At 54.2% G+C, this 11,359-nt stretch carries 12 protein-coding genes; 7 read left to right on the top strand and 5 right to left on the bottom strand.

Features of this window, described 5'->3' with window-relative positions:
- Nucleotides 1-161: 161 nt before the first annotated feature.
- Nucleotides 162-704, top strand: coding sequence for a response regulator (locus V6D20_10505; protein ID HEY9816212.1), 543 nt, complete (start codon nt 162-164; stop codon nt 702-704).
- Between the two features lie 283 nt (nt 705-987).
- On the opposite strand, the gene V6D20_10500 is transcribed toward V6D20_10505, so the two are convergent.
- A complete protein-coding gene (locus V6D20_10500; GenBank protein ID HEY9816211.1) occupies nt 988-2,451 on the bottom strand; it encodes a phosphoglucomutase/phosphomannomutase family protein in 1,464 nt (487 codons plus the stop codon).
- Nucleotides 2,452-2,932: 481 nt separating this feature from the next.
- On the opposite strand from V6D20_10500, the gene ndhC reads away from it, so the two are divergent.
- The 4 genes from ndhC (at nt 2,933) to V6D20_10480 (ending at nt 6,130) form a co-directional block, all read left to right on the top strand.
- Entirely contained in the window at nt 2,933-3,295 is a 363-nt protein-coding gene (ndhC, locus tag V6D20_10495; protein HEY9816210.1) for a photosynthetic/respiratory NAD(P)H-quinone oxidoreductase subunit C, read from the top strand.
- 41 nt (nt 3,296-3,336) lie between these two features.
- Nucleotides 3,337-4,023 (top strand): NADH dehydrogenase subunit K, encoded by a 687-nt coding sequence (locus V6D20_10490; GenBank protein HEY9816209.1) that lies wholly within the window; start codon nt 3,337-3,339, stop codon nt 4,021-4,023.
- On the top strand, nt 4,016-4,540 hold the full coding sequence (locus tag V6D20_10485) for an NAD(P)H-quinone oxidoreductase subunit J (protein ID HEY9816208.1): 525 nt from the start codon (nt 4,016-4,018) through the stop codon (nt 4,538-4,540). Before V6D20_10490 ends, V6D20_10485 begins: the two co-directional genes overlap by 8 nt.
- Nucleotides 4,541-4,834: 294 nt before the next feature.
- Entirely contained in the window at nt 4,835-6,130 is a 1,296-nt protein-coding gene (locus V6D20_10480; GenBank protein ID HEY9816207.1) for a hybrid sensor histidine kinase/response regulator, read from the top strand.
- On the opposite strand, the gene V6D20_10475 is transcribed toward V6D20_10480, so the two are convergent.
- Nucleotides 6,127-6,915, bottom strand: coding sequence for a hypothetical protein (locus V6D20_10475; protein ID HEY9816206.1), 789 nt, complete (start codon nt 6,913-6,915; stop codon nt 6,127-6,129). The two genes, V6D20_10480 and V6D20_10475, sit on opposite strands and share 4 nt — an antisense overlap.
- Nucleotides 6,916-7,067: 152 nt before the next feature.
- Complete coding sequence (locus V6D20_10470) at nt 7,068-7,526, bottom strand: DUF3531 family protein (GenBank protein ID HEY9816205.1); 459 nt, start codon at nt 7,524-7,526, stop codon at nt 7,068-7,070.
- 326 nt (nt 7,527-7,852) lie between these two features.
- Here V6D20_10470 and V6D20_10465 point away from each other — a divergent pair, with 326 nt between their 5' ends.
- The gene (locus V6D20_10465) at nt 7,853-8,233 is read left to right on the top strand and encodes a hypothetical protein (GenBank protein HEY9816204.1); all 381 of its coding nucleotides are present in this window, start codon (nt 7,853-7,855) and stop codon (nt 8,231-8,233) included.
- 341 nt (nt 8,234-8,574) lie between these two features.
- On the opposite strand, the gene V6D20_10460 is transcribed toward V6D20_10465, so the two are convergent.
- Complete coding sequence (locus tag V6D20_10460) at nt 8,575-9,426, bottom strand: hypothetical protein (GenBank protein HEY9816203.1); 852 nt, start codon at nt 9,424-9,426, stop codon at nt 8,575-8,577.
- Between the two features lie 178 nt (nt 9,427-9,604).
- Between V6D20_10460 and cobU the strand changes: the two genes are divergently transcribed.
- On the top strand, nt 9,605-10,162 hold the full coding sequence (gene cobU, locus V6D20_10455; protein ID HEY9816202.1) for a bifunctional adenosylcobinamide kinase/adenosylcobinamide-phosphate guanylyltransferase: 558 nt from the start codon (nt 9,605-9,607) through the stop codon (nt 10,160-10,162).
- A 58-nt stretch (nt 10,163-10,220) separates the two neighbouring features.
- Here cobU and V6D20_10450 read toward each other — a convergent pair.
- Nucleotides 10,221-11,359: NAD(P)/FAD-dependent oxidoreductase (locus tag V6D20_10450; protein ID HEY9816201.1), on the bottom strand; the 1,139-nt coding region annotated here is incomplete at its 5' end.

Below are 11,359 nucleotides of genomic sequence, written 5' to 3'. Positions count from 1 at the left end.
ATTAAAGTCCTCCAATATTCAAATTTTTTCATTGGTTGCGTTCTGATACCGGTTTTCCCCGGAAGCGGATGAACGGTAGTACGATTAGAGCCTTACAGTGCAAAACATGATATTGCTAGGTTCTACAAGCGTGTTTCCTTTACTCATTAGAGGAGTCTATTGTGGCAAGTCACAAAATTCTAGTCATCGACGATAGCCGAGTTATTCGCAACATGGTCAAGGATATGTTGCCTAAGGGTAATTTCCAGGTGCTAGAAGCGAAAGACGGTTCTGAGGGCATCAACCTCATTCGTCAAGAGCACCCCAACCTGATCATGCTCGATTTCTTGCTACCGCGCGTCAGTGGCTGGGAGGTCTTTGAGCAACTACATGCCCAGCCGGAGCTACGGGCTCCCCTGGTGCTCATGTCGGGGCGCAAGGAAGAGGTGACGGAAAAACTCCAAGAACCGTTTGAGTATTTTGAGTTTATCGAGAAACCCTTCGAGCAGCGAGAGCTAGTAGAAGCTATCAAGTCAGCCATGAGCAAATTCCGCAACTGGCCAGCTCCTTCTACCCCATCCACGGCTACGGAGCAGGTGGTGGCTGGCAATGCGGAAGAAATTCAAGCGCTGAACGATAAGATTGCCAAGATGCAAGCCGAAATTGACATGCTCAAGAAGCAAATGGTGCAAATCTTGACCTTCATTCGCCAAAAGTTCAAGTAATCTCCCTCGTCTCACCCTCAGAACAAGCAAGAACCCTGCTTCCCTGACCAGATGTCGTGAGCGGTCATAAAAGGTTTAGGAAGTTAATTTCTAGTGCTATTGATTCCTTAGGTATGGGCTGGCTGAGCGGAGTCGTTTGTCCTGAGGACAGGCTACGCCAACGTGTAACGTCTCCCAAAGGGAGAAAGCCAAAAGCCCACCATTGCTCCCTTCGACTTCGCTCAGGGAACAATGGTGGGGAACGCTGATGCCCTACTACAGAGCCAACTTCCGCCCCAGAGTACTAAGCGATCGCATTGGCCCAGTCTTTGGCCCAGTGTAGATTTGCTTTGACCCGATCCATGGTGGTGGCCTCTGAGTAGAGACGTAGGACGGGCTCTGTGCCGCTAAAGCGGATTAGCAACCAGCTTTCATCAGCCAGGTCAAATTTATAGCCATCAATGGCCAGGCAGCGGGTGACGGCTTGCCCAGCAATTTCTGTAGGAGTTTGCTCTTCCAGAGCCTGCAAGAGGCGCGATCGCACCTCCATGCTGGCGAGGGGCAGGTCAATGCGATCGTAGGTGGAGCTAAACTGGGTGACCTCCTGCAGGCGCTGGTGCTGGTCGCTGATGTCTTGTCCTGCTTGGACAACGGCTTCAAGAACGTAGAGAGCAGAGAGCAGAGCATCCCGTTCAGGAATGTGATGACCATAGCCGATACCGCCAGATTCTTCGCCCCCTAACAATACCGCCGCCGACAACATGCGATCGGCAATGTACTTGTAGCCAATGGGGGTTTCGTAAACCGATAGCCCGTAGAGCGCTGCCACCTTGGGAATCAGGTTCGACCCGCTAATGGTTTTAACGATCTCGCCGCTGAAGCCGCGTCGGGTTGCCAAATGCTCAATCAACACGGGAATGAGCACCTGGGAACTCAAGAAATTGCCCTGACCATCAACGGCGGCCACGCGATCGCTGTCGCCGTCAAACACCAAGCCGGTAATTAAACCCTTAGCATCGGCTTGGCGCTGGGTTTTGATCGCCTTAAACAGCTCGGGAATATAGCGCGGCAACGGTTCAGGCGCACTGCCGCCAAAGAGAGGATCGCGATCGCCATTCAGTTCACGAATGCCATCACCCAACAGCCGCGCCAGGCCGCTAGCCGCCGCGCCATGCATCACATCCGCAAACACGGTGAGCGTACCATCAGCGATCGCCTTCTGAATGCCCGCAATATCCACCATGGCCCGGAGACCCGCGCAGTAGCTCTCCCAGGGGTCGAAGGTTGTCCAAGTTCCCGGCTGGGCTGCGTCCGGCAGGGGTTGGTCCAGCATAGCTTCAATCTGCTGGGTCACATCAGGAGACACGGATCCACCAAAGGCTCCCTTCACCTTCAATCCGGAATAGACCCCTGGGTTATGGCTAGCCGTGATCACAATCGCGCCTAGGGCATTGTGCTGTTTGGCAGCCCAGCTAAAAGCCGGCGTGGGTGCATAGCCCTCAGCAAACAGCACATCAAACCCCGCCGCCTGGATGGTTTCCCCAGCCACTTGGGCAAATTCTTCAGAGAGGAAGCGGCGATCGTAGCCTACCACCACGGTGCGGCACGTCCCTTCACCATAGTGCTGGCTAAGAACGTGGGCTGCTCGCGGTGCAACCTGAATGACGCGCTCAAACGTAAAATCCGCCGCGATCAGTCCTCGCCACCCATCGGTTCCAAACTGAATGGGCTTCGCTGCGAGCAACGCTGGAGAAATATGAACTGCCATAGTGCTGTTTGCCTTGGTGTACTCTATCGGTGCTTCAGAATCAATGCTTCAGAATCAGTGCTGTAGATCAGATACCGGGTCACGATAATTCTAGAACCTTGGACTCAGGTTGCTGCACCAAGATTCTTCATCCTTCAGGGGCGATCGCTCCTCATCGGGCAATCTAGGCTGTTGTCGATGGGGCAGCAGCATCTAAGCGATGTACCCATCATCCTAGGATCGTTCTAGGATCGCCCGAGCGATAAGCAAACTGTCGAGCTATCATCTAATATCTTGATATATCTCGATGGAGCAGCCCTATTCCTGAGACAAGTCTTGAAACACCCGCAAATCTAGCAATTTTTAGCCTGCCTTCGCTATTAGCAGAAAATTTCAGCCATGGAAATCAACACTTTTGGTCTCTGCGACCGTTAGCCTGATTCCTTATAATGTAAAAAACAAGTAACATGGCTACTAGAAACCCTACAGCTACAGCGACATCGTGTTTGTACTCAGCGGCTACGAGTATTTTCTAGGCTTCCTCATTATTTGTGGGCTAGTGCCCGTCCTTGCCCTGTCTGTCTCCAAATTGGTTCGCCCCAAACGCACGGGCGTCGAACGGCGAACAACCTACGAATCCGGGATGGAGCCCGTAGGAGGTGCATGGATCCAGTTCAATATTCGCTACTACATGTTTGCCCTGGTCTTTGTCATCTTTGATGTAGAAACCGTGTTTCTCTATCCCTGGGCGGTGGCATTTAGCCAACTTGGGCTTCTCGCATTCATAGAAGCGTTGATTTTTATCGCAATTCTAGTTATTGGTCTTGTCTACGCTTGGAGAAAAGGAGCATTGGAATGGTCATGAATTCCGGCACCCCATCAATTACAACATCCGATGAGCGGATTATGAATCCTATTGGGGCTCCACAAGTCACCAAGGATTTATCAGAAAACGTCATCCTCACCACCGTGGATGATTTACATAACTGGGCACGCCTTTCTAGCCTCTGGCCCATGCTCTACGGTACCGCCTGCTGCTTTATCGAATTTGCGGCGCTGATTGGCTCTCGCTTCGACTTCGATCGCTTTGGGTTAGTCCCTCGGGCCAGTCCTCGCCAGGCCGATTTGTTGATCACCGCCGGTACGGTCACCATGAAGATGGCTCCGGCACTGGTTCGGCTCTATGAAGAAATGCCCGATCCTAAGTATGTGATCGCCATGGGAGCCTGCACGATCACCGGCGGTATGTTTAGCTCCGATTCTCCGACAGCAGTACGGGGAGTCGATAAACTGATCCCAGTGGATGTCTACATTCCCGGTTGTCCACCCCGCCCCGAGGCGATCATTGATGCCATCATCAAACTGCGCAAGAAGATCTCCAACGAGGCCTTGCAAGAACGGGGTAGCTTTGACCAAACCCATCGCTACTTTACCGTGAAGCACAAGATGAAGGTCGTGCCCGAGATTTTGACGGGGGAATATATTCGCTCCGCCTCTCGGCAAGCACCGCCTCAAGAATTGGCAGCCGCGACCGGAATGCCGATGCCGGCCCTACAGCAGCAAGTTACCCAGGAGGAGAAGCGCAATGGTTGATGAGGCAACCCCTGCAGAGGAGCAGGAATCTAAGATAGTTGAGGCAAGTGCTGTGTCGCGCTGGCTCACAGAGAACGGCTTTCAGCATGAAAGTTTGGAGCCGGATCACTCCGGTATTCCAGTGCTTAAGGTCGATCGCGACGTGCTGATTCCTTTCTGCACGGCCCTCTACGCCTATGGCTTCAACTACTTGCAATGCCAAGGTGCCTATGACATGGGCCCCGGTGGCGATTTGGTGAGCATGTACCATCTGTGTAAGGTCTATGACAATGCCGATCGCCCTGAAGAAGTGCGGGTGAAGGTGTTTCTGCCTCGGCATGATCCACGCATCCCGTCGGTCTATTGGATTTGGAAGGCTGCCGACTGGCAAGAACGCGAATCCTACGATATGTATGGGATCGTCTATGAAGGGCATCCCAACCTGAAGCGGATCTTGATGCCAGAAGACTGGGTAGGCTGGCCCCTGCGGAAAGACTACATTTCTCCAGACTTCTACGAGCTGCAAGACGCCTATTAAGTCGTTTGCGCGATCGCCCCATCCGACGCCGTTGGGCAAAACCCAATCAGTATGGTCTAGTCTAAGTCGCCCCATTGTCCTAGAGGTCAGGTTACCTGGCCTCTTATAAGCATTGGAACCTGAATCGTCCTGTTGAACACTCAACTCTAGGTTTTCGTGAGCTCTGTTCGTGAGATCAATGTGTCCTGACCGCCTCTTGATGGATCAACCGACGCCATCTAAAGGAGAAGTGGTCATTTAGCGCATGATTGCGCTGCGGTATGGGCAATAAAGAAATATCCTTGTGGTGATCCTATGAAGGGAATGACTCACGTTCCAGACGAGGCGATGCATCCTGTAGCTGATCTGCCGCTGGCGGATATTCTCATCGTGGACGATATGCCGGATAATCTGCGGCTATTGTCGGCTATGTTGACGGACTCTGGCTATAAGGTGCGCAAAGCCATTAATGGCGATCGCGCCCTGAGAGCCATTCGGGCCATTCTTCCCGACCTAATTTTGCTGGATATCAACATGCCGGACATGAGCGGCTATGATGTGTGCCGGCAGCTTAAGGAAAGCGATCGCACCCGTGATATTCCGATCATCTTCATCAGCGCCTTAGACGATGTGCTGGATAAAGTGATGGCATTTGAGATGGGCGGTGTGGACTATGTTACCAAGCCGTTTCAGCTCCAAGAAGTCCTAGCGCGGATTGATATGCACCTCAACCTGCGTCGCCTCCAGCATCAGCTTGAAGAGCAAAATAAACACCTGCAGCAGGAGGTGCGCGATCGCATGGCGGCACAGAAGGCCCTAGAAGCTCTCAACCAGCAGCTTGAACAGCGGGTAGACGAACGCACCGCCGCCCTTCAGGATGCCAACGAACAACTGCGCACCCTAGAAGCTCAGCTACGGCAGCAGCTCAACGTGTTCCTCCATGCTGTTTCCCACGATTTGCGCAATCCCGTTCTCGGCACATCTATCGTGCTGAACCACTTAATGGAACAGACGGAGGGCGATGTGCAGGTGGCGCGCCATGTGATGGAACGGATCGCCGAAAGCAATACTCGACAGTTAGCGCTGATCAATTCTCTGATCGATACCCATGCAGCGGAAGTTTGGGGCATTGTGCTGCATCCAGAAGCGATCGCCCTCCCGACGGTGATCCAGGCAGCGATCGCTGATGTCCAGCCTCTCTTGGATAAGTTTCAGACAACCTTGCAGCTACACATTGACGAAACCCTACCTCGGTTGAAGGCGGATCCGATGCAGCTAGTGCGGGTAATTCAAAACTTAGTTGCCAACGCCGTCAAGCATAATCCACCCGGTCTGGTCTTGACGATCACCGCCACCCGCCAGGGGGAGACCTTGGAGCAGGCCTATGTCACCGTACAGGACAATGGCATGGGAATTAATCCACACCAGCAAGAACATCTGTTTAATCTATACTTTCGCGGCAATCAGCAAAACCGTCATGCAGGACTGGGTCTAGGTCTTTACCTATGCCAGCAAATTGTCGAAGCCCACGGCGGCACGATTGGGGTCGAAAGTACGGTCGGGCAAGGGGCCACCTTTTGGTTTACGGTACCCATCCAGGCTGATGCCTAGGATAAAGAGTGGCGCTCTAGGGCGATCTGATCGGCCTGTTGAGCCGTTGGCAGAGGCATGTGCAAAGCAGGGGAACCGGTGCCCAATCCATGCCGAGTTTGGAGGTGCTGAATCCCTTCAAGCAAGGCCTGGCGAAGAATATCGTCGGTCTCATGTTTAAGCATGAGATGAAAACAGGCTAAGAGGTCTGCTCGACGGCTTGCGGCCGAGCTTGACTCTGTAGCCCGACGAATAGCTAAGAGCCGCTTGAGGGGATTGGCATTGGATAATCCGTCGGCGAGGTCATCCCAGGAGGGCGATCGCTCCGGGATCGATGATGAACGACGGCTAAACAGTAGCGTCAGCCCCAAAATGCCGCCACCTTGAATCAGAAAGGCGATCGCTAGGGTGGGATTTTCAGCAATCAGCCAGGTGTGGAGCGTTAGGTAGGTGCCCAAAAGGGTCAGGCCGCCCACGCCCACCGAGGTGGTTAGGGAACGATTGGTGGGTTTCCACAACCGTTGCCAAAGGGTTTGAATCGCCTGCAACCGCCCCTGCTGGAGCTGATAGCTGGCCACACTCACCCCCGCGCCAGCGATCGCGGCGGAGACCAAAAGCCAGTTCCAAGCCACGAGCAATCCTAAACCAAAGCAAAGCCCCAGCCAACGCCGCCGCTGACCGGCCTTCATCACCATATGCAGCAGATCTGCGTCCAGCCAATCTCGGAGGTTGGGTAGCACCGGGGATGGCATGGCTTGCTGCAGGCGATGGGTCAAATGTTGGGGGAGAGGAGAGATATGTGCCACAGGTCCTGGGTGAAGTTGCGATATAAACGGGGCGATCGCTCTCGGGTAGGGATATTAGAGCGATCGCTGAAATGCTGCGTTTATTTTACCCCGTTGATGCAGGCGACATGGGGATTGCCCCCATGCCCTTAAGATTTACACCGCTTGGAGCCCTAGTAGTCTGAATTAGTCTCCAGGTAGTCAGGTCGGCGGTGCCCTGGAATGGGCCAATCGGCATTTTCGCCACCAATCCACAGGGTTTCAATGGCAACATATTCAGTGCTGAACTGATGCAGGGCATTGATCAACACATCGAGGGCGATCGCGTCGGTGGTGCCGAGGTCAAACCAGCAGCGGGCCCAGGTTCCCTGAAACTCTAGGTCAGCCATGTTGTGCATGAGCGAGGTCAGACTGCTGTCGATCTGGCTGGAATCGTAGGACATGTAGCTGATATCCAGCCCTGTATCTTGCACCTGAAGATTTTCGGCATTAAAGCCGCCCAGTTTTCCGAGAAAAAACCAAGAATTGAGGACTTCTTCAATGTATTGCTGCTCTAGGTTGGAGGGAACGGTGTCAAATTCCAGCCAAATCCACAAATCAAAAAAGTCACATTCACGAAATTCAACGTTCATTAACAGTTGGGTTGTCCTGAGTAGGTCTTAGCAGGGGCAGCCCCCGTCATCCAAATCATCTCACAGAGTTTTGGATTCTGAGGCGCTCGGTGGGGCAGGAAACGCGATCGCTAATGCCAACGTTTCATGTCATTACCAGACAGAAAGGGCAGGTCTAGACTAGAATTTCTGGCAGACTACTCATCGTAGCGTTGCAGCCTCAATGGATCAACTCCCTGAGAGGTCATAGATTCGGGGAGTGAGTGGAGCATTGGGGTGGCTTAAAAACACCCTGACCATCTGTCACGCACCTCTAACGCAGCCATGGGGGATAGGGAGAACGTTTCATGATCACCGTAACGGCTGTTGACATTATTGAGTATCGGGCAGAGCTAGCCAGCAATGCGAAAGCGCTCCAAGCCCTAGAGATGCTAGAAGACTGCGAAGGCAATTTAGAAGATGCGGCGATCGCCCTAGCTATTTCAGCGGGGCAAGAGCCAGATTGCTCTGATCAATGGTTGATGGGGCTGGCGAAGCGGTGGCGATCGCGCATTTGCCAAACACCATCCCGCACCACGCTGACAGAGGCGGAAACCATCGCCGAGCAAGTCACCCTATTGACCCAAGTAATTGACCTACCGGTGTCCCTCATCACCCTCCTGGCCATTTACTTGGTGAAAACCGGCGTGGATCAATTTTGTGCGCCCCTCGATGAAACCATGGGCTGAACGGCATCGCTCAAGGCCGACTTGTCCGAGCGCCCCCAGCAAAAGCTTGATCGCCTGCTTCACAGTCATCTAGGCAAAGCGTCCTGAGATTCTCTCCCCCTCTAGGCAAAGGATTTAGAGTGAGGACAATATGTAGCAGGTAAATGTAGCGGGTAACCTGAGGATGGGTAGAAGGCCAAACCTGGAAGAACGGTTGCTTGTGTTACCAAAGGGCGATCGCAGGATTAAGAACTTGTTAAAGCCAGAGGCAAATCCAAATTCCGAGGGTATTTTCAGAGTTAGATACCTCCTAACTGCGTCTCCAGCCCTACCTTGTTCCCGAGTGGATCATAGTGGGGCTGCTATTTTTGTGAGCGCAGCTGCTGAGCCAAACCTTGGAGGATAGCCGTCAGCATATCGAAGCGACCTTGAAGCTGTTGCTGGCGGGAGAGAAGATGCTGCTGACGATGATAGCGAGCGATCGCCTTCCGAATTTCTCCCACCTGCGCCAACGGGCAAGGTTCCGACAACAGCCGACCGCTCTCATGAATACTGCAAAGACGATATTGCGCCGTTCCATCTGCCGCCTGTTCTGCCTCCAGCCATCCGCCAAAAGCCGGCCCCTCAGCACAAATCTCCTGGCGCTGCTGCTGGAGTCGTTGCACCTCCGCCTGCCAGGTGACCAATAACGTATTCAGTTCCGTGAGCGCTGGCAAGACTAAATCGGATGGGCCGTGGAGGGGTACATCAAGGTGCGGAGGTGCGGGATGCGGAGGGGGACTGGAGGGCTCCGATGTCGGTGGATGCCGTTGCAGATTGGGTGGAGCCGGCATAGATTCGGTCGCCGACGGGCTAGGCGAAGCGATCGGATTCCCCATCGATGGTTGCTCAACCGGTCGTTGCTCCATCGATGGTTGCTCCATCGGTCGTTGCTCCACAGGCGAAACGGCTGGAGGCATCGACGTATGAAGATCAAAACTGGGATGAGATTGGCCCAACAACGCCCGCGCCGATAGGGCAGGACGGGGCTTTTCCACCAACTCCGGCCGCGGAGGCGGCACCTGCACCGGCATCTCCAAAGTTGACAACACGGCACCCAAGCGCCGCAGTTGAGGCGAGGTAGATTGTTCTAAGGCGTCCAGGTTATCCTCTGGATCAACACCCAATACGCGATCAAGAACCAGTACCGCTAAATCTTGAATGAAGCTAATCATCGGCCCACCGCCATCAGTAGATGAAGCCCTCAGAACATCCGAGGTCGTGCCCCTAAGCATAAAAGCGATCGCCCCCCATTGCCACCAGATCTCCCAGCCTACCCCCCAAAGCGTCTAAACTGGTCGAGGTCGTCCCTACCCTGATACGCCTTAACGTTCCTATCCCGCCTAACGCCCCATGCCCCCCCTCACCCTCATCACCGGCCCATCTCGATCGGGCAAAAGCGAATGGGCCGAACATCTGGCGGAGCGATCGCCCCGATCTGTCCTCTATATTGCCACTGCCCAGATGGATCCTACAGATGCTGAATGGCAAGCCCGTATTCTGAAGCACCAGCAGCGCCGTCCTGCCCATTGGCGATCGCGCCATGTGCCCCACGAGCTAGCGATCGCCCTGCAAACGGCTGCCGCTAAGGACTGCCTGCTGATCGACTCCCTAGGTACTTGGCTGGCCAATGCCATCGACCAAACCGATGACGCCTGGCAGATCCAAGCCACTGCTCTCCTAGACAGCCTGCAGCAAACAGCCGCTGAGGTGATTCTGGTGACCGAAGAAGTGGGCTGGGGCGTTGTGCCGGCCTATCCCCTGGGCCGTGCCTTTCGCGATCGCCTCGGCTCCCTCACGCGGCAGGTGGGAGCGATCGCTGACGCAGCCTATTTAGTGACCGCCGGCTATGTGCTGGATTTACAGCATCTGGGTCAGCATATCGATCGGTTAGAAAACCAGCGAGAATAAGATCCCCGACGTTTTGAAAACGTCGGGGATCTGGAACATCGGGGATCTAGAAGCAGGATTAGACTTCGACCACTGATTTTTCCGAGGTCACGGCGTCTTCCGAGATATGTTCTGGGGAACGATCGCCCTCTACACTATCTGGATCTACAGGCGGCAGCACATAGCCGGTAATTAACCGCGATCCTTGCTTGCGGGTAAAGTAATTCCAAGCCCACTGGATCATCACCACCAATTTATTATCGAATTCCACCAGATAATAAATATGGATAAACACCCAAATTAACCAAGCGGGAAATCCAGCAAAGTGGAAGTTCCCCAACCTAGCAACCGCCGCATTGCGACCAATCACCGCTAAGCTACCGGCATCAAAATACTTGAAGGGTTTCGGTACCTTATTCTTAAGCTTCGCCCGCAGGGCACGAGCCACGTAGCTACCCTGCTGCATCGCCACCGCCCCCGTTCCTGGAACAGGCTTACCTTCATAAATATAGTGGGCCAAGTCCCCAATCACATAGATATTGGGCTGACCAGGTACAGCAAAATCTGCATCGACCATCACCCGTCCCACCCGATCGAGGGTCGCACCAGCGCGATCGGCAAGCACCTGCCCCATAGCAGAAGCCTTCACACCCGCCGCCCACAACACCGTTCGGGCAGCTAGGTCTTCCGTGCGATCGCCCTGCTTGAAGGTGACCACGCCCTTGTCAATACTGGTGACAAAGGTGCTGGTGCAAATCGTGACGCCCAGTTCCGCCAGAGCCTCCTCTGCCTGAATTGATAGATCGGGAGGATAGGGCGGCAGCAGCCGATCCATACCTTCCACAATCAAAATGCTCGCTTCTGAGGTATCGATCGAGCGGAAATCTGCCTTGAGGGTGCCATAGGCTAGTTCTGCCAGGGCTCCAGCCAGCTCTACCCCCGTCGGCCCGCCGCCCACGACCACAAACGTCAGCCAAGCCTTACGCTTCACCGGATCGGGCTCCCGTTCTGCCGCCTCAAAGGCGAGAAAAATCCGCCGCCGCATTTCTAGGGCGTCTTCGATGGTCTTCAGCCCTGGTGCCTGTTCTGACCAATGCTCATTGCCAAAATAGTGGTGGCTGACGCCGGTCGCCACAATCAAACTGTCGTAGGACAGCGTATCGTGGCGCAGAGTGACGGTCTGAGCCACCGGGTCAATATCCGTCACTTCATCCATCA

It is taken from the genome of Candidatus Obscuribacterales bacterium (assembly GCA_036703605.1).
GTDB lineage: Bacteria > Cyanobacteriota > Cyanobacteriia > RECH01 > RECH01 > RECH01.
Note: the sequence above shows the minus strand (reverse complement) of the source record. Positions and strands in the feature narration are given on the sequence as shown.

Coding starts and splice junctions, on each gene's coding strand:
- V6D20_10500 (HEY9816211.1), bottom strand. CDS start 2,451: ATGGCAGTTCATATTTCTCCAGCGTTGCTCGCAGCGAAGCCCATTCAG.
- V6D20_10490 (HEY9816209.1), top strand. CDS start 3,337: ATGAATCCTATTGGGGCTCCACAAGTCACCAAGGATTTATCAGAAAAC.
- V6D20_10485 (HEY9816208.1), top strand. CDS start 4,016: ATGGTTGATGAGGCAACCCCTGCAGAGGAGCAGGAATCTAAGATAGTT.
- V6D20_10480 (HEY9816207.1), top strand. CDS start 4,835: ATGAAGGGAATGACTCACGTTCCAGACGAGGCGATGCATCCTGTAGCT.
- V6D20_10470 (HEY9816205.1), bottom strand. CDS start 7,526: ATGAACGTTGAATTTCGTGAATGTGACTTTTTTGATTTGTGGATTTGG.
- V6D20_10465 (HEY9816204.1), top strand. CDS start 7,853: ATGATCACCGTAACGGCTGTTGACATTATTGAGTATCGGGCAGAGCTA.
- V6D20_10460 (HEY9816203.1), bottom strand. CDS start 9,426: ATGATTAGCTTCATTCAAGATTTAGCGGTACTGGTTCTTGATCGCGTA.
- cobU (HEY9816202.1), top strand. CDS start 9,605: ATGCCCCCCCTCACCCTCATCACCGGCCCATCTCGATCGGGCAAAAGC.